Annotated in this window: 12 protein-coding genes; 3 read left to right on the forward strand and 9 right to left on the reverse strand. The window is 64.2% G+C overall.

Features of this window, described 5'->3' with window-relative positions:
* The first annotated feature begins 3 nt into the window (after window positions 1-3).
* The 3 genes from CCK88_RS02620 to CCK88_RS02630 all read left to right on the forward strand — a co-directional run bounded on the left by CCK88_RS02620 (window position 4) and on the right by CCK88_RS02630 (window position 2,820).
* Entirely contained in the window at window positions 4-324 is a 321-nt protein-coding gene (locus tag CCK88_RS02620; protein ID WP_086468984.1) for an ArsR/SmtB family transcription factor, read from the forward strand.
* A complete protein-coding gene (locus tag CCK88_RS02625; RefSeq protein WP_086468985.1) occupies window positions 324-2,219 on the forward strand; it encodes an ABCB family ABC transporter ATP-binding protein/permease in 1,896 nt (631 codons plus the stop codon). Before CCK88_RS02620 ends, CCK88_RS02625 begins: the two co-directional genes overlap by 1 nt.
* A 124-nt stretch (window positions 2,220-2,343) precedes the next feature.
* Window positions 2,344-2,820 carry a GNAT family N-acetyltransferase gene (locus CCK88_RS02630; RefSeq protein ID WP_086468986.1) on the forward strand — a complete coding sequence of 159 codons (477 nt, stop codon included), beginning with the start codon at window positions 2,344-2,346 and terminating at the stop codon, window positions 2,818-2,820.
* Between the two features lie 187 nt (window positions 2,821-3,007).
* Here the strand turns inward: CCK88_RS02630 and CCK88_RS02635 are convergent, their stop codons facing one another.
* The 9 genes from CCK88_RS02635 to CCK88_RS02675 form a co-directional block, all read right to left on the reverse strand.
* Window positions 3,008-6,346, reverse strand: a complete 3,339-nt coding sequence (locus tag CCK88_RS02635) for an efflux RND transporter permease subunit (protein WP_086468987.1) — start codon at window positions 6,344-6,346, stop codon at window positions 3,008-3,010.
* Between the two features lie 11 nt (window positions 6,347-6,357).
* Window positions 6,358-7,581: an efflux RND transporter periplasmic adaptor subunit gene (locus CCK88_RS02640; protein WP_086468988.1), complete on the reverse strand. Its 1,224-nt coding sequence runs from the start codon at window positions 7,579-7,581 to the stop codon at window positions 6,358-6,360.
* A 13-nt stretch (window positions 7,582-7,594) separates the two neighbouring features.
* Complete coding sequence (locus CCK88_RS02645) at window positions 7,595-8,143, reverse strand: PadR family transcriptional regulator (RefSeq protein ID WP_086468989.1); 549 nt, start codon at window positions 8,141-8,143, stop codon at window positions 7,595-7,597.
* 189 nt (window positions 8,144-8,332) lie between these two features.
* Window positions 8,333-9,163 (reverse strand): 3'(2'),5'-bisphosphate nucleotidase CysQ, encoded by an 831-nt coding sequence (gene cysQ / locus CCK88_RS02650; RefSeq protein ID WP_086468990.1) that lies wholly within the window; start codon window positions 9,161-9,163, stop codon window positions 8,333-8,335.
* On the reverse strand, window positions 9,160-10,029 hold the full coding sequence (gene nadC, locus CCK88_RS02655; protein ID WP_086468991.1) for a carboxylating nicotinate-nucleotide diphosphorylase: 870 nt from the start codon (window positions 10,027-10,029) through the stop codon (window positions 9,160-9,162). Before nadC ends, cysQ begins: the two co-directional genes overlap by 4 nt.
* Before the next feature lie 93 nt (window positions 10,030-10,122).
* Window positions 10,123-10,905, reverse strand: a complete 783-nt coding sequence (locus CCK88_RS02660) for an SDR family oxidoreductase (protein ID WP_086468992.1) — start codon at window positions 10,903-10,905, stop codon at window positions 10,123-10,125.
* 71 nt (window positions 10,906-10,976) lie between these two features.
* Window positions 10,977-12,242 carry an AGE family epimerase/isomerase gene (locus tag CCK88_RS02665; protein WP_086470775.1) on the reverse strand — a complete coding sequence of 422 codons (1,266 nt, stop codon included), beginning with the start codon at window positions 12,240-12,242 and terminating at the stop codon, window positions 10,977-10,979.
* 81 nt (window positions 12,243-12,323) lie between these two features.
* A complete protein-coding gene (locus CCK88_RS02670; protein WP_086468993.1) occupies window positions 12,324-13,271 on the reverse strand; it encodes a class 1 fructose-bisphosphatase in 948 nt (315 codons plus the stop codon).
* Window positions 13,272-13,434: 163 nt separating this feature from the next.
* Window positions 13,435-18,105 carry an NAD-glutamate dehydrogenase gene (locus CCK88_RS02675; RefSeq protein WP_086468994.1) on the reverse strand — a complete coding sequence of 1,557 codons (4,671 nt, stop codon included), beginning with the start codon at window positions 18,103-18,105 and terminating at the stop codon, window positions 13,435-13,437.
* Window positions 18,106-18,151: the final 46 nt, after the last annotated feature.

Genomic DNA, 18,151 nt, shown 5'->3' on the forward strand with positions numbered 1-18,151 from the left:
CCCATGCATGACGACGACATTGCCAACATCATGCGCGCCCTGGGCCACCCGGTAAGGCTTGAAATCCTGCGCATCATGGCGTCCCAGCGCGAAGGGCAGTGCTGCTGCGGTGACGTCACCGACAGCCTGCCGCTGGCCCAGTCCACCGTCAGCCAGCACATCAAGGTGCTGCACGATGCCGGCCTCATCGAGCGCAAGCCGCATGGCACGCGCAACCGCTACTGCATCCGTCAGGATCGCTTCGCCGAACTCGGCACCGCCTTCGGCGGTCTCCTCAAGGGGCTGGCGCCGGTCGCCGCCAACAAGGAAACGGAACTCGCCTGATGGCAAAAAACAACGCTGGAAAATCCCCGTCCGTTAGCGCGGACGAGGGATCGGTATTCTCCACGGTCCGCAATCTGTGGTCCTATATGTGGCCCGAGGACCGGCCGGACCTCAGAATGCGCGTGGTGCTGGCCATTGCGGCTCTGCTCGCCAGCAAGGTCGCCACCACGCTCGTGCCGTTTGCCTACAAGGGCATTATCGACAGCCTCGACGGTACCAGCCCGGATCAGACCCTGATCCTGGGCCTTGCCGTGCCCATCGTGCTGGTCATTGCCTATGTGCTGGGCAATGTCATCGACGCCGGTTTCCAGCAGTTGCGCGACGTTCTGTTCGCCAGCGTCGGCCAGCACGCCGTGCGCAAGCTCGCGCTGCAAACCTTCCACCACATGCACCGCCTGTCGCTGCGCTTCCACCTGCAGCGTCGCACCGGCGGGCTGTCGCGCGTCATCGAGCGCGGCACCAAGGGCATCGAAACGGTGGTCCGTTTCGCCATGCTCAACATCGCGCCGACGCTCGTGGAGTTCGTGGTCGTCGCCGTGATCTTCGTCTGGCTTTTCGGCGTCAGCTACCTCGGCGTTCTGGTGGTGATGATCTGGGCCTATCTCTATTTCACCATCAAGGCCTCGAACTGGCGCATTGCCATCCGTCGCGACATGAACAACAGCGACACCGATGCCAATGGCAAGGCGATCGACAGCCTCCTCAACTTCGAGACGGTGAAGTATTTCGCCAACGAGCCGATGGAAGCCAGGCGCTTCGATGCGGCGATGGCCGGCTACGAGCGCTCCGCCATCCGCATATGGACCTCGCTGGGTTTCCTCAATTTCGGTCAGGCGCTGATCTTCTACGGCGGTTTCCTGATCATCTCGATCATGTCGATCGTCGGGGTGATGAACCGCACGCTGACGCTGGGCGACTTCGTGCTGCTCAACACGTTCCTGATGCAGATTTACCGGCCGCTGAATTTCATCGGTTTCGTCTATCGCGAACTGCGCCAGGGGCTGACCGACATCGAGGAAATGTTCAAGCTGCTCGACCAGAATCCCGAGATCGAAGACAGCCCGACCGCAAAGCCTCTGGCCGTGACCGGCCCGGTTGTGCGCTTCGAGGACGTCACCTTCCACTACGATCCGGATCGTCCGATCCTCAAGGGGGTCAGCTTCGAGGTGCCTGCCGGCAAGACCGTTGCCATCGTCGGGCCAACAGGTGCGGGCAAGTCCACGATTTCGCGCCTGCTGTTCCGCTTCTACGATGTCACCGGCGGCCGCATCACCATCGATGGACAGGACCTGCGCGACGTCACCCAGGAAAGCCTGCGCTCGGCCATCGGCATGGTTCCGCAGGATACGGTGCTGTTCAACGATACCATCGGCTACAACATCCAGTACGGACGCCCCGACGCATCGATGGAAGCGGTGCGCGAGGCTGCCAGCATGGCGCAGGTCGCCGGCTTCATCGACACCCTGCCCAAGGGTTACGAAACGCCGGTGGGCGAGCGTGGCCTCAAACTGTCGGGTGGCGAGAAGCAGCGCGTCGCCATCGCGCGCACCATCCTCAAGTCGCCATCGATCCTCATTCTCGACGAGGCGACTTCGGCGCTCGACACCAAGACCGAACGCGACATCCAGCAGGCGCTGGACGAAGTGTCCCGCAACCGCACCACTGTCGTCATCGCTCACCGCCTGTCCACGGTGGTCAACGCCGATGAAATCCTCGTGCTGCGCGACGGGCTCGTGGCCGAACGCGGCAGCCATATGGAGCTGCTGCGCCAGGACGGGCTCTACGCCCAGATGTGGAACCGCCAGCGCGAGGCCAACGAGGCGGCGGAGCTCCTGGCCCGGACGCAGGACGACCCCGACGGCTTCGTCAAGCGCGGTGCGCCCGCGGCGGAGTAAGCTGCTCTTCGCCTTCTCCCCTTGCGGGAGAAGAGCCTGCCCTGGGGCTTGACCCGGGGGTGCCCGAAGGGTCACCGAATTCGCGAATGCGAATTTCGGTTGGGATGAGGGGTAACCTTCCCTCATGAACGAGATTCGCCTTCGACCCGCTACCCCAGCCGACAAACCCACCATCGCCAGTCTCGTCCAGCTCTACCTCTACGACATGACCGAGTTCATGCCGTTTCCGGTGGGGCCGGATGGCCTGTTCGAATACTGCTATCTCGACCGCTTCTGGCGTTCGCCCTACCTCATCATGAGCGGTGACGAGATTGCCGGCTTCGCGCTGGTCGTGGACGAATGCCCGCTGACCAGCCGCGCGCCCTGCTGGTTCACGGCCGAGTTCTTTGTGCTGAAGGCCTATCGGAAGAGGGGAGTGGGCTTGGCCGCGCTCGAATTAGCGCTCAAGGCCCACCCCGGCGACTGGCACATCGCCGTCCCCCACGCCAACCTCGCCGCGCAAGGCTTCTGGGGCAGGGCGCTGGCCAGCCGTACCAGCTCACTCCGCGACATCCATTTCGATGGGGATGATTGGGCGCTCTATGCGTTTGGCAGTGACTAGGCGTCCTGACCGCGAGCGCCGATCTCACGTTCCCTTCGTTACCACCGGGCTTGTCCAGGTGGTCCACGCGATACATCCACAAGGTGGATTGCCGGGACAAGCCCGGCAATGACGAGGTGAGGAGCATTGAAACAAGAGAGGCCCGCGTTTACGCGGGCCCCTGTCAACTCACTCGGTTGCAGAGTTTCTACTCCGCCGCATCCCTGCGGCTAACGACCGTGACGCCGTTGGCTTCCTTCTCCTGCAAGCCGACGTCCTTCGAGACGATGTAGCGCTTGGAGCTGTCGGCATCGTCGGGAACTTCCACGGCCATGCCGTCGAAGCCGGCCGGCGCTGCCACCGGCTTGCGACCGAAGAGCCCGCCAATCCAGCCGCCCAGCGCCGCGAAGAGCCCGCCGACCCACTTGATCTGGTTCCACATCACGCTCGGCGCGGTGATCATGACCGGCACCATGATGAGTGTGAGGGCGGTGGAGAAGAACAGGCCCGAGACCAGCGCTGCCGAGAGGTGGATGAACCACGATCCGGCAAGGCCGCCGATGACGATTTCACGGCGGATGAAGTCAAACTCCACATTCGCCCACATCGGGATAACGCCCAGCGCCGTGAGGAACGCGGTCAGCAACACCGGACGCACGCGCTGGCTCACGGTCAGCAGCATGGCCTTCACGGCTTCCACGTTCTGGTGACGATGGTAGTCGTTATAGGTGTCGATCAGGACGATGCCGTTCTTCACCACGATACCCGCCAGCGCCACAATGCCGAGGCCGGTCATGATCGCCGAGAAGGTCATCCCGGTGATCAGCATGCCCAAAAGCACGCCGGCCACCGACATCACCACGGTCGTGAGCGTCACCATCACCTGGTAGAAGCTGTTGTACTCGAGCAGCAGCACGAAGAAGATGATGGCCATGGCCATGATCAGCGCCTGGCCGATGAACGCATTGGCGTCGCCCATCTGCTCTTCGGCACCGCCGAATGCCACCGAAACGGTGTCGGGGAAGTTCTGCTCGCCGATCCAGGTCTGCAGTTCCGCTACCTTGTCGGCGGCATAGACGCCTTCGGGCAGGTTGGTGAGACCGGCCGCCACAGCCATGGTGTAGACCTGGTTGCGGCGCTGGATGTTGGCCACTTTCGGCACGGCAGTGCGCTCGATGAAGTTGGAGACCGGAACCAGGCCTTGGCTGGTGGCGATGCGCATGCTGTCGAGCGCGTCGAAGCTGCGCTCTTCCTTGGGCAGGCGAACGCGGATGTCGAGTTCGTCGCCGGTCTGCGCATCGCGGTAGGTGCCCAGCTTCACGCCCGAGGTGACGAGCTGGACATAAGGCGCCAGCTCGCGCACGCCGATGCCATATTTGCCCGCTTCGGCGCGATCGATGGTGATCTGCCAGTCGATACCGGGCGAGGGGCGACCGTCTTCGATGTCGACGGCTTCAGGCCAGGTCGCGATATGGTTGCGGATCGCGGTCACCACAGGCACGAGATCGTCGTAATTGGTGCTGTCGACGCGCAGGTTGATGTCCTTGCCCGCCGGCGGACCGTTTTCGGCCGCCAGCACCTGGATATCGAGACCGGCGAAGCCGGCGACACGCTCGCGGATTTCGGCAAAGATCTGCGACGCCGGAACGCGGTGGTTCCAGTTGGTGAGCTGCAGCTGGAAGTTGCCGATCGTGTCCGGTGGCGTGGTCGAGAACGATCCGGTCGAACCGAACTGCATGATCACGTCCTGGACGCCCTGGACCTGGATCAGCTCGTTCTCGATCTCCCTGAGCATGTCACGGATTTCTTCGGGCGAGTAATTGCCCCGTCCCACGACGGCGACGGTGGCGAATTCCGGTTCGGACGCCGGGAAGGCCTCCGAGCCCGTCGGGTTCATTGCATAGGCCACGAAGATGGTGACGATGGCGCCGAAACCGACGGCCAGCGTCGGCAGCGGCCAGTGCAGCAACTTGTCCATCAGCCGCACATAAAGCCCGGTCAGTCCGCCGACCTTCTTCACGTCGAACTTGTCGGGATACATGACGATGTCAGCCTTGGCCTTCTCCTTCTCGTCCACATGCGTGGACGCGATGATGGAGCCGATGACCGGCATGAAGATCAGGGCCGAGATGAACGAGGCGACCATGACGATGATCACGATCATCGGCAGATAGCTCATGAACTTGCCGATGATGCCCGGCCAGAACAGCAATGGGATGAAGGCGCCGAGTGTTGTCGCAGTGGCGCCGACCACGGGCACGAACATCTTGCGCATGGCCATGATGAAGGCTTCCTTTTTCGGAATGCCCTCCATCAGCTTTCGCTCGGCATACTCGACCACCACGACAGGGTCGTCCACGAGCACGCCCACCGCGATCACGAGGCCGAACATCACCATCATGTTGATGGTCATGCCCAGGCCCTGCGCGACGAGGAAGGCCATCATGAACGAGAGCGGGATCGACATGCCGATCATGATCGCGGGACGAACGCCGAGCGTCGCCACGCAGGTGATCAGCACCAGTGCCACGGCGGTCAGCACCGCAGCTTCCAGCGAGCGGAACAGCGCGGTCGTGGTTTCGGCCTGATCGAGGAAGAACGAATAGGTGACGCCCGAAGGCCAGTCCTTCGCCGTCTCCTCGGTCACCTGCCGAACTTTGTCCGACACATCGATGATGTTGGTGCCGAGCTTCTTGGCGACGCCGAGGATCAGGGCAGGGGAGCCATTGACCTGGGTATATTCGGTCGCATCGGCAAGCGTGCGGGTGATGGTCGCGACATCGCCGAAGGTGACGACCGTATTGCCGTCGGTCTTGAGCGGCAGGCTGTAGACGTCTTCCGCGGTGGTGATGAGGCCGGGCACCTCGATGTTGAACGAGCCCTGTCCGGTATTGAGCGTGCCGCCCGGCACGACCATGTTGTTGCGCGCAAGCGCGTCGAACAGCTGGTTGGCGGTGAGGCCGTAGGCTTCGAGGCGCAGAAGATCGACCCGAACCTCGAGCTGTTCATCGCGCGAGCCGGAGAGCGTGGCCTCGCGGACTTCGGGAATGCCCTCGATGGCGTCCTGCAGCAACTCGGCGCGGCGCACGAGTTCCTTCTCCGGGGCAGAGCCGTAGACGGCCACCGAAATGATCGGCATGCCGACCAGGTCGATCTCGCTCACCGTCGGATCGTTGGCATCCGTCGGCAGCTTGGCCTTCACCGCGTCCATGCGGGCGCGGGTGTCGGCCAGGGCCTGGTCCTTGTCGGTATTGATGTCGAACTCGAGGAAGACCGAGGCATGGCCCGTGGTCGAGGTCGAACTGATGTTGTTCAGCCCCGGCAGGTTGGCCAGTTCTTCTTCGGTCGGCTTGGCCAGCAGGTTTTCGGCATCGCGTGGCGACACGCCGGTCTGGCTGATCGACACGTAGAGATAGGGCACGTCGATGGCCGGGAAGCTTTCCTTCGGCATCGAGGTATAGGCGCCGGCGCCTGCCGCCAGCACGATAACCATGATCGTCAGGACGACACGCGGCATCCTGAGGATTTTTTCGATGAAATCGAGCATGGTCTGCGTCCTCAGCTGGCGGTTGTTTCGGCGGCTTCAGTCGCCGGGCTGGCCTGTACGGCCTGTCCGGAAGTCACGTTTTCCTGGCCGACCGTGATGACATCGGCAACGGCAGGAAGGCCCGTTACCCAAACGCCCTCGCGTGTGTCGCTCACGATGGTGACCGGATGGAAAGCGACCTTGCCGTCCTCGACAGTCCGCACGCCGAGCACGCCCTCGTCATCGAGCGTCAGCACGGACTGCGGCAGCAGATGACCGGGCGCGGTGCCCAGATTGACGGTGGCTTCGGCGGTGACGCCGTCACGGATCGCGAAGTCCTCGTTCGGAATCTCGATTTCGGCGGGGAAGGAACGGGTGGCATTGTCGGCGACAGCCGAGATGTAGCTCACAGTGCCCTCGACGGTCTGACCGGTCACGGTCTTGATCGTGGCTTCGAGGCCGGTGCGGGCGAGGCCAATATGGGCCTCGGGCACCATACCGGTAAAGACGATCGGATTGAGCTGAACGATGGTAGCGCAGGGGGCGCCCGCCGCCAGCATCGAACCGGCTACGGCCAGCGGATCCTGGACGAGGCCGGCCACCTTGGCGGTGATTTCGGTGCGGTCGAGTTCGGCCTTTGCATTGTCGAGGCCGGCCTTGGCCTGCGCCAGGGCAACCTCGGCAGCAGTGGCCGTGTTGACGGCAGCCAGTCCACGGTTGCGGAGGTCGGCATTGGTGTCGAAGGCAAGCTGCGCCTGGGCGAGGGCGGCTTCGGCCTGAGCGACGGCAGCGGCGCGCGTACCCTGGTCGAGCGTGCACAGGGCATCGCCCACATTGACGCGCTGCCCCTTGGTCACATGGACGGTGTCGACCGTGCCTGCAGTCTCGGCGACGGCAGTCACCGTGGCCTTGGCCTGGGTGCGGCCACGCAGCGGTACCTGCAACGGCATGGCCTGCGCGGTGAAGCGCTCGACCCGCACGCTCTGCAGCGGTGCGTTGGCGCCGGTCGTTTCCTCGTTGCGCTGTGCAATGGTCTTGGTAGGGTCGACTTCGGGCTGGTGGTGCTCGGCCAGAAGGCCTGCATTGCCCAGCGTCGTTGCGATCGGACCATGCTCTTCGCCCTCGATCACCGCAATGATCGGCTTCTCGCCATTGCCGGCACCCTGTCCACCCTGGACAAGAGTTCCGGTCGCAAGCCAGCCGCCTGCCAGAAGCAGGATCGCAAAGGCCAGACCATAGGAAAACAGTGCACGCATTCGAATTCGCCCCTTATTCAGCCGCGTCTTTTTGTGGCTCGGCTCGCGCCATTGTGATCAGTTCGTGCATATGGGTGCGGAAATGTTGTTCCGCAACCTGCAATACTGCACGTCCATAGTTGATGACCCACATATCTGCGGGTGTACAATTGTGTTCATCCGGCGCGCCGTCGAGCTGCTTGAGCCCATCCTGGCTGCGCTGCAGGAATTCGTTGCACCGCTGCTCCACCAGGTCGCGCGGCAGGATATGCGCGAACCGCGCGAACAGCAGGAAAGGGCTGCGGAACATGTCCTCGCCCAGTGGTTCGCTCAGTTCGGCAGCAAAGGCACTGCGTCCGGCGTCGGTGATGGAGTAGACCTTGCGGGCCGGCTTCCCCTCTTGCAACTCGGTGCGGCTGGCGACCAGGCCATCGTCCTCGAGCTTGGCCAGGGCAGGGTAGATCGAGCCATAGCTGGCCTCCACGAAATAGGCGAAATTGCCCTCCGTGCACATCCTGCGAATGTCATATCCGCTCGCTTCACTGTCATAGAGAATCGAGAGGCAAAGGGTTCTGACGTTCATGGGTCTCCGGTCCCGTGACCATATTCTGGTCCGATATATGCCGGGCGTATATATGTCTTGATGCCGAACCGCAAGCATTACGGGGTGCCGTAGCCCGCAGATCAGTTAACCGCTACTTGCATGACAGGCGCCGAAGCCAGCCCGTGTCAGTAGAGTCTACCCCGTCTGCGACGCCTACGTGACCAAACGTCACTCCGGCAGCAACCGGCGCATTTCGGCAGCGCCGATCTCGGCCAGTTCACGTGTTGCCGCCGCGATGAAATACGGGTTGAGGAACCGCAACTCGCCCTTCCCGTAGCGCATCGGTGCGCCATCCAGCGTCAGCACCGCGCCGCCTGCTGCTTCAAGCACGGCCTGCCCGGCGGCGGTATCCCATTCGCAAGTCGGGGTAAAGCGCGGGTAAAGCTGGGCATCGCCGCGGGCCAGGAGGCAGAACTTCAGCGACGAACCGACCGAGACATCGCTCTCGACATCGAGCGTGCGGCAGAGCCGTTCGAGCGCCGCGTGCCCATGACTGCGGCTGGCGACGATCCGCGGCCGGGCAAGGAGCGCGACGCTGATCGGCCGCCGCTCGGTCACGGAATTCCCCACGACCTTACCGGTCCAGGCGCCGGTCTCGTCGCCGACGAAAATCTCGCCGCTGGCCGGCGCCAGGACCACGCCCAGCGTCGGCCGACCGTCCTCGATCAATGCAATATTGACCGTGAACTCGCCGTTTCGCTTGATGAATTCCTTGGTGCCATCGAGCGGATCGACGACGAAATATCGCGCGCCCAGCCGCGGGATGATGCCCGCTGCCACGCTTTCCTCCCCCAGCACCGGCAGGCCGGTGGGTTCGAGATGCGCGATGATCACCGCCTCCGCAGCCGCATCGGCCTCGGTGACCGGCGACCCATCGTCCTTGGTCACCACATGGATTGGGCGGTGATAGACTGAGCAGATCACCTCGGCCGCAGCGATGGCGGCCTCGACCATGACCTCGACGAGACTGGCAGCGACGACCTCGCTGGAAACGCTCATCGCGCAGCCCCCAGGGTCACGTCTAGTCCCAGGTCCAGCGGCTTGGCGCCCATCGTGATCTGGCTGGTCGAGATGTAGTCGACCCCCGTCTCGGCGATGGATCGCACGCGCTCGAGCTTGACGCCTCCCGATGCCTCGAGCCTGGCGCGACCGGCATTGATGGCCACCGCCTGGCGCAGGAGAGCGTTGTCCATGTTGTCGAGCATGATGACGCGCGCCCCGGCCGCAAGCGCTTCCTCGAGCTCGGCCAGGGTGGTCACCTCGATCTCGATGGCAACGAGATGTCCCGCAAAGGCTACGGCCGTCTTGTAGGCCGCCGTTACGCTGCCGGCCACGGCGATATGATTGTCCTTGATGAGGATGGCGTCATCGAGTGCGTAGCGATGGTTCGAGCCGCCGCCGCAACGAACAGCATATTTCTGGAAGGCCCGCAGTCCCGGCGTGGTTTTGCGGGTGTCGCAGATGCGCGCGCCCGTGCCCTCGATGGCATCCACATAGGTCCGTGTCAGTGTGGCGATGCCGCTGAGGTGATTGAGAAAATTGAGCGCCACCCGTTCGCCCGACATCACCAGCCGCGCCGGTCCCGAAATCTCGGCAATGATCCCGCCGGCCGCGACTTGATCACCGTCCCCGAGCCGGCGTTCGAAGCGCACGCCATCGCCGATCAGCCGGAACGCGGCCTCGGCGAGGTCGAGGCCGGCAATGATCCCGGCTTCGCGCGCGGCGAGAACCGCCGTCGCATGCATGTCTGGCGCCAGCGTCGCCTGGCTCGTCAGGTCTCCGGCGAGCCCCAGATCCTCTTCCAGCGCCGCCGCGACGGCTCGATCGACCAGAAGGCGCGGCAGGTGGGCGGGCAGGGCGGTCATGGTGGGCACCGGTGATGAAGCGTCCCCGTGCTTTACGATGCATGCTCGGGCCTGGCAACCGAGGCCCGGAGCATGGTTTTGTCCGTGTGCCGACTAGCGCAGCAAACTCTGCCCCCCGTCGATCCACACCGGCGTGCCGGTCACATGACGGGACGCATCGGAAACGAGGAAGGCAATGACATCGGCCACGTCCTCGGCCTTGCCGGGCTTGCCATCGGTCAGGGGGATGTCGCCCTCGGGAAACTCGACCGGGATTTCCACCTCATCCGCGCGGCGGTCGGTATTGTCGTCGATTTCGCTTTCGATGGCACCGGGACAGACCGCATTGATGCGGATCTTGCGCTGGCCCAGCTCCAGCGCCAGCTGCTGGACCATCGCGACCTGTCCTGCCTTGGTCACCGAATAGGCGCTGGCGCCCGCCGTGGTGAAAGTTCGTGTGCCGTTGATGGATGAAACCACGACGATAGCCCCGCCACCGGCCTTTTCCAGCGCCGGCACCGCGTGATGCAACGTCAGATAAGTCCCCTTGAGGTTGACGGTGATGGTCTTGTCCCACTCGTCCGGCGTGAGCTTTTCGATCGGGGCCCAGACGCCGTTGATGCCAGCATTGGCGACGACGATATCGAGCTTGCCGAAGGTCTGGATCGCCGTGTCGACCACCGCCTTCATCCCGGCATCATCAGTCGTGTCGCCTTCTATGGCCAGGGCCCTGCCGCCGGCCTTCTCGATTTCGGCTGCGGTCGCATCGATTTCCTCTTTCGTGCGGCTGATCACCACGACTGCAGCGCCCTCACGGGCCAGCTTCAGTGCCGTAGCCTTGCCGATACCCGATCCTGCGCCGGTAACCAGTGCGACCTTGCCGTCCAGAAATGCCATTGCTCGTTCTCCGTGTCGTTCCTTTCGGCAACGCGGAAAACGGGCAATGGTTGTCCTGATGGGCGCCGGCGTCAGTACCGCTTGGGGTGATCCGCCTCGATAATGCCGTGCGTCAGGCTCCCGGTCACCGGATAGAGCGGGATGAGGCAGGCCTGGAGCGCGTGGTAAAGATCGGGCTTACCCACGAACAGGCGCGATGTCGGCACCAACTGCTCGGTCAGTTCGCTGTGCCAGCCGCCGCGATCGTGGTCGATCAGGTGGTTCTCGGCGAAATCCCAGAACCGGCGATACCAGATCTGGAAATAGTCGTCGTGATCGTGCCCGCCGATATAAGCGGCGGCGCCGATGGCTTCGGCCACCGGCCACCACAGCTTTTCGCGCATGATCGGCTTGTTGTCCCAGTCGAGCGTGTAGAAGAAGCCGCCATGCTGCTTGTCCCAGCCGAGCTCGACTGCCTGGCGGAACAGGTTGCGTGCGCCCTCGGTCATCCAGCTGTGCTCCTTGCGGCCGAGCACGAACAGCTGGAACAGCAGGCGCGACCATTCGAGCGCGTGTCCGGGCGTCGTCCCGGATGGGCGGAACATCTCCGAGCCGACGAATTCCTTGTCGAGCGTCCAGTCCTCGTGGAAATGCTCGGCGACGCGATAGTCGAGCTTGGCGGCATTGCGATTGATGATGAGGTCGGCGATGCGCGTCGCCTTCTTGAGATACTCCCGGTCGCCCGTGGCTTCGTAGGCCGCCATGAGCGCTTCGGTCAGGTGCATGTTGGAATTCTGGCCGCGATACGAGCTGATCTGGCTCCAGTCATTGCCGAACTCTTCGCGCACGGCGCCGATCTTCTTGTCCCAAAAGCGCGTCTCGATGATCTCGGTAACGTCAGCGATGACCTGGTCGGCCAGTGGATGACCCACCAGCTTGGCGCTCGCCCCCGCCAGCAGAACAAAGGCATGCCCGTAGGCCTGCTTGCTCGCATCCGCGTGGCCGTTGTCGTCCAGCGACCACACATAGCCACCATGGCGCTGGTCACGATGCTTGTTCCAGAGGTAGCGCATGCCGTGGTCGATGATTTCGTCGGACCCTGGCCGCCCGATCAGGCTGCCGATGGTGGCGCAATGGATTAGGCGGGTCGTGACATGGATCTGCCGCAACCCATTCTCTGGGGAGAGCGGCTGACCCTCGTCGCTCAACTCGAAAAAGCCCCCCTTGGGGTTGATCGAGGCCGCCTCGAAGAAATCGAACAGCCGGCTCGCCTGCGTCATCAGATACTGGCGGTGGAACTGGCGCTGCTGCCACGCTCCCCGATTGGTTGCAGGCAGGTGATTGGCGTCGATCGTCATGCTGGCTCCCATCCGGCAAACCCGCCGGTCTGTCTCGGCAGGGTTTTAGCCAATGGGCGGAAACGATGCAAACCGAAGCAATCAGCTCCTGGCGTACCAGTCTTCGACACGTCGAACTTCGTCGGCCGAGCCCAGGATCACCGGCACACGCTGGTGAATGCCTGTTGGCGTGACGTCGAGAATGCCCTCGTGCCCCGTTGTCGACCGGCCACCGGCGCCTTCCACCAGCCATGCCATCGGGTTGGCCTCGTAAAGCAGGCGCAGCCGGCCGCCCTTGCTGACGGTCTCACTATCGAGCGGATAGAGAAAGATGCCGCCCCGCATCAGGATGCGATGGATATCGGCGACCATGGAGCCCACCCAGCGCATGTTGTAGCGCTTGCCAGCCGGCCCGGTTTCGCCGGCCACGCTCTCTTGGACATACCCGGTCGTCGCTTCGTCCCAGAAACGCTCGCGCGCCGTATTGATGGCGAATTCGCCACTGGCTGTGGGCACCTTCGCGGCAGCCACCGTCAGCAGCCACGCGCCCTTGTCATCAAGGGTAAAGACGCTGGTGTCGCCAGTGACGCGCACCACGAGGCTGGTTGCGGGGCCATAGGCAACGTACCCGGCGGCGAGCTGCGCTGTTCCCTTCTGCAGCAGGCCACCGGCTTTCGCCAGGATCGAGAAAATCGTGCCGACGGTCACGTTGACGTCGAGATTGCTCGAACCGTCCAGCGGATCGGTGGCGACTATGAAAGCGCCCTGACTCGATAGATGAACGGCTTCATCCAGCTCTTCCGAGATCAGAATCGAAATCGCCGGATTGGCCCGCAAGTGATTCAAAACAATATCGTTCGAGATCACGTCGAGCGCCTTCTGCGCTTCGCCCTGCACATTCTCCGATCCAGCCAGACCGGTTTGCCCGGCAATCGGAGCTTGCCGCAACACGGCAGCCAGTTCCGCCCCCGCCGCCGCCATCGAAAGGATCGCGCCGGCAAGCGCCTGGTCACTCGTCTGCGTCGTCAGCCACTGGGCAAGCTCGGTCATGCACGATCTCCATTGCTGGTCCCACAATCCCCAATCGGCTCAGGCAGACAAGGCCGACTTTCGGGTGAGGTGGTGAACGTACCCCTCTCTCGTCTCGGCCTGCGCCCGATCCACCCTCTCCCACAAGTGGCGAGCGGTACCATGCCGTGGGCCGGAAGAGCGGCTACTCCCGCGCCAGATCCGCCAGAAGGCCGGCGGCCACGCTGAGACGGGACACCGTTATCGCGCCTTCTGTCAGGTCCTTGACCGACGCGACGGTTCTCGCCACGGCCACCGGCTTCTGATCCACGAACAGGTCGATGCTGCCTGCCTTGATCACGTCGCCGGTGAGGTCGCGCAAGGCGCGCATCACGTTTGCCAGCGCCCGGTCCAGCGCCATGCGGTCGAATCGGTCGGCCAGCACGATAGCGCGTCCATCCTCGATGATGCGGAACAGTCCGAACAATCCGGCAACGCCGAAAAAGGCGCGCGCTGCAGCGGGAACGTCGACACCGCTTCGCTCGGCTACCAGCACGATATCGCTGGCATGGCTGATGAACGGCAGTTCGCCGATCCGCCGCGCCAGGTCCTCGGGCACGCCGTGAGCCACCAGTCCGCTGACCCGTCCGTCGAGCGCGACGCGCTGCGCATCGGGAAGCAGCCCTTGTGCAGCCGCCAGTTCGACTACGCCTGCGCGATGACGCTCGACAAGGCCCGCAAGCCCCTCGGCGACCGATCCATTGCGCAGGAACCACAGGGTTTCCTGACGCAACAGCGTCTCTACCTGCGCATAGAGCGCCAGTTGCACCGCACCAGGCACCGACCCGTCCAGCGCGTCGATGGCCGTATTGAGTGCGGTCAGGCCATAGGTGTCGCGCACTGCCGCATAGGCGAGGGCCACTTCGCCCGCGCTGGCGGAGGTCGCAGCCGTCAGCTCCGAGACAAACGCCGGCCCGCCGCGATTGATCATCGCATTGGCGAGGACCGTCGCGATGACCTCGCGTTTCAGCCGGTGGTGCTGGACCGCATCGCCATACGTCTGGTGCAGTGTTTCGGGGAAATAGCGGAACAGCTCACCTGCCAGGTATGGCTCGTCGATTGCGGTGCCATCCATGAGGTCGTCGAACAGCGTCAGCTTGGCATAGGCAAGGATCACGGCCAGTTCCGGACGGGTCAGCGCCGTGCCCTCGGCGCTGCGCGCATCGAGTTGCGCATCGCTGGGGAGAAACTCGACGTCCCGGTTGAGCAGGCCGCGCTCTTCGAGGCTCTCGATCAGCACACGATGATCGGGAAGGTCGGCAAGGCCTGCGCGCTCGGCGAGCGACAGCGCCAGCGTCTGCAGGTAGTTGTTCCGCAGGCAGAGGGCCGCCACCTCGTCGGTCATCGAGGCGAGGAAGGTGTTTCGTCGCTCCATGTCGAGTTGACCTGATGCCACGACCGATGCCAGCGCGATTTTGATGTTGACCTCGAGGTCCGACGAATTGACGCCTGCCGAATTGTCGATAGCGTCGGTGTTGATGCGGCCGCCGCCCAGTGCGTAGGCGATGCGACCACGCTGGGTCACGCCCAGGTTCGCGCCTTCCCCGACCACGCGGGCCCTGACCTGATCGGCGGTCAATCGGATCGCGTCATTGGCCCTGTCGCCGACCCGTGCATCGTCCTCGTCGGCGGCCTTGATATAGGTGCCGATGCCGCCGAACCAGAGCAGGTCTACCTGCGCTCCCAGGATCGCCCGCATCACGGCGTTTGGCGTGGCTGCGTCCCCGTCGAGTCCCAGCAGCGCCTTCATCTCCGGGCTGAGTGGGATGGACTTGAGCGCGCGCGAGAACACCCCGCCGCCACGCGAGATCAGCGCCTTGTCATAGTCCTGCCAGCTCGACCGCGGCAGCGCAAACAGCCGCTGCCGCTCGACAAAACTGGAGGCTGCGTCCGGTTCGGGATCGATGAAGATGTCGCGATGGTCGAAGGCCGCAACGAGCCGGATTGCCTTCGACAGCAGCATGCCGTTGCCGAACACGTCGCCGCTCATGTCGCCGACACCCACGACGGTGAAGGGCTCGCGCTGGATGTCGCGGTTGAGTTCGCGGAAGTGCCGTTTGACAGCCTCCCAGCCGCCGCGCGCCGTAATGCCCATTTTCTTGTGGTCGTAACCCGCCGACCCACCTGAGGCGAAGGCATCGCCCAGCCAGAAGTTGCGCGCCGTGGCAATGGAGTTGGCGATGTCCGAGAAACTCGCGGTACCCTTGTCCGCAGCGACAACGAGATAGGGATCGTCGCCATCGCGGCGCACGACATCGACTGGCGGCACTACCTGGCCCTCGACCAGGTTGTCGGTCACATCAAGCAGAGCACCGATGAAGATGCGATAGCTTTCGGTGCCTTCCGCCATGAACGCCTCGCGGGCCATGCCTGTGGTCAGGCGTTTGGGAACGAACCCGCCCTTGGCCCCGACCGGCACGATGACGGCATTCTTGACTTGCTGCGCCTTGACCAGTCCCAGCACTTCGGTACGGAAATCTTCCGGCCGGTCCGACCAGCGGATGCCGCCGCGAGCGATGGCGCCGAACCGCAGATGCACGCCCTCGACGCGTGGCGAATAGACCGAGATCTCGCGATAGGGGCGGGGCGCGACCATGCCCTCGATCTTGGAACTGTCGAACTTGATCGCCAGCGCCGGCCGTCGCTGTCCGTCCGCGTCACGCTGCCAGGCATTTGTGCGCAGCGACGCTTCGATGAGGTTCTGAAACCGCCGGACGATCGTGTCCTCGTCGAGCGAGGAGATGGTTTCGAGCTCCGACGCAATGGCGGCCCGGGCAGCCTCAGCCGCCGCCTCGCGGTTCTCGAGACCGGGAGCGTGCAGCGCCGCAAAAAGTTCGGTCAGCGCCCGCGCGGCGCCGCTCTGCGTCACCATCACCTGCGCGATATAGCGCTGCGAATAGGACGTTCCCACCTGCCGCAGATAGCGCGAGAGTGCCCGCAGCAGCGCCGCCTCGCGCCAGTCGACCCCGGCCAGGGTGACCAGTGAATTCAGCTGGTCGCTCTCCGCTTCCCCGGCCCAGACGGCCAGCAGCCCTGCCTCGATCGCCGGCGCGCGCGCCAGTGGATCGCTCGCGCGGTCGTCCGCAAGCTCGAGCACCATGTCGTGGAGATAACGCTCCACCCCGTCGCGTGGCACGATCGTATACGTGCGCTCGTCGATCACCCGGAAGCCGAAATGCTCCAGCATCGGCACGCGGTCGCTCAGCGGAATGGCCGTTCCCTCGTGGTAGAACTTGAGGCCCAGGGCCCCATCCGTGCCGCTTCTCCGTGCCAGCCGGATGGCGATCCCGTCGTCGCCCAGTCCCTGGAACACGGCAATGTCGCGCAGCGCGTCCTCCGTGCCGTTGCGGCTCTGATAGGCGCCCGAGAAGGCCTGCTTCCAGTCGCTGACCGCCCCGGGTTCATCCGATGCCGCCAGCAGCATGTCCGAGAAATCATGCGTCAGCGTTTCGACGCCGGCCTCCAGCTCTCTCCGCTCGGGCTGCGGCGTCGGTCCGCCATTGCGCCCGATGATCACGTGCAGCCTTACGAGCTCTCCCTCCGGGAAATGCGGGTAAAAGGCCGAAACCCGGCCATCATAGGCCTCGGCGAGATAGCGCGTGATACGCGCGCGCACCGCACCGTCATAGCGGTCGCGCGGCACATAGACGAGGATGGAAACGAAATTGTCGAACCGGTCGATGCGTGGCAGCACCCGCACCCGGGGTCGATCGTAGAGCCCGGCGATCGCCTCGGCAAATTCGGCCAGCTGCTCGGTATCCACTTGGAACAGCTCGTCGCGCGGATAGCTGTCGAGTGCCCCAAGCAGCGTGCGCCCCGCATGTCCCAGCGGATCGACCCCGGACTGCCGCATCACTTCGGCGATCTTGCGCCGGATCAGCGGTACGTCGGTATGCGGCGTTGCCAGCGCCTGGGCGGTATAAAGGCCGACCACGCGCAACTCGCCACAGGCCTCGCCGGCTGCATCGAACAGCTTGATGCCGACATAGTCCATGTGCGCGCGACGATGCACTCGCGAGCGCAGGTTCGCCTTTGTTACCAGCACCGGATCGGGCCCTTCGACGAAGTCGACCAGCTGCCGCGTGCTTTCCACGAAGTCCGGGCCGCTCCGAAGGACACGCAGGTCGTCGTTCCGCATGATTCCCAGCCCGCTGCCTGCGACCGGTTCCAGCGCGTGCCCCGCGAGCCGATATTCGCGCATGCCCAGGAAGGTGAAATTGTGCTCTGTCAGCCATTCCACGAAGTGGGCGGCTTCGTCGCGCTGCGCCGGGCGCAGCACGCCCAATCCGGACACCGCTTTTCTCACCCGCTCCAGCATCGGCTGCCAGTCGGCAACGGCCCGCGCCACGTCGCGCAGGGTCGCCTCGAGTTCGGCGACAAGGCCATCCACGTCGGCCACCGGGTCCGACTGGATATGGAGCATGCTGACGGCCGCGCCGCCTTCGCTGACCACCTGCCCGCGAGAAACGTGCAGCACCGGATGGGCAAAAAGCCTGATCACCCCGCCGGCCGCGCGCAGGGCGGCGAGGGCGCTGTCGACGATAAAGGGCATGTCCGGCCCGATGATGTCGATGACCAGCGGCTCTCCCGGCGTTGCCGGGCGCGTGGCGAGCACCCGTGTCGTTTCCACCGGCGCTGCGATGAGGCGGGCATGCGTGGTGGTCAACGCGCCGATCAGGGTCGTGGGGTCCTGCCGCGCCAGGTCATCGGGATCGATAGCCGCAATGGCCCGTGTCAGCATCAGCCTGAGACTGGAATCGTCGATCGCGCTCGAATTCGCCTGCGCTAGGATGTGCGCTTCGATTGCATTCGACATGCCGTGCTCCCCGGTGACTCGCGCGCCCACCTTAGGCAATGGAGAT

Origin of the sequence: Devosia lucknowensis (assembly GCF_900177655.1) — a bacterium.
Taxonomy (GTDB): Bacteria; Pseudomonadota; Alphaproteobacteria; order Rhizobiales; family Devosiaceae; genus Devosia; species Devosia lucknowensis.

Coding starts and splice junctions, on each gene's coding strand:
- CCK88_RS02620 (WP_086468984.1), top strand. CDS start 4: ATGCATGACGACGACATTGCCAACATCATGCGCGCCCTGGGCCACCCG.
- CCK88_RS02625 (WP_086468985.1), top strand. CDS start 324: ATGGCAAAAAACAACGCTGGAAAATCCCCGTCCGTTAGCGCGGACGAG.
- CCK88_RS02630 (WP_086468986.1), top strand. CDS start 2,344: ATGAACGAGATTCGCCTTCGACCCGCTACCCCAGCCGACAAACCCACC.
- CCK88_RS02635 (WP_086468987.1), bottom strand. CDS start 6,346: ATGCTCGATTTCATCGAAAAAATCCTCAGGATGCCGCGTGTCGTCCTG.
- CCK88_RS02640 (WP_086468988.1), bottom strand. CDS start 7,581: ATGCGTGCACTGTTTTCCTATGGTCTGGCCTTTGCGATCCTGCTTCTG.
- CCK88_RS02645 (WP_086468989.1), bottom strand. CDS start 8,143: ATGAACGTCAGAACCCTTTGCCTCTCGATTCTCTATGACAGTGAAGCG.
- cysQ (WP_086468990.1), bottom strand. CDS start 9,163: ATGAGCGTTTCCAGCGAGGTCGTCGCTGCCAGTCTCGTCGAGGTCATG.
- nadC (WP_086468991.1), bottom strand. CDS start 10,029: ATGACCGCCCTGCCCGCCCACCTGCCGCGCCTTCTGGTCGATCGAGCC.
- CCK88_RS02660 (WP_086468992.1), bottom strand. CDS start 10,905: ATGGCATTTCTGGACGGCAAGGTCGCACTGGTTACCGGCGCAGGATCG.
- CCK88_RS02665 (WP_086470775.1), bottom strand. CDS start 12,242: ATGACGATCGACGCCAATCACCTGCCTGCAACCAATCGGGGAGCGTGG.
- CCK88_RS02670 (WP_086468993.1), bottom strand. CDS start 13,271: ATGACCGAGCTTGCCCAGTGGCTGACGACGCAGACGAGTGACCAGGCG.
- CCK88_RS02675 (WP_086468994.1), bottom strand. CDS start 18,105: ATGTCGAATGCAATCGAAGCGCACATCCTAGCGCAGGCGAATTCGAGC.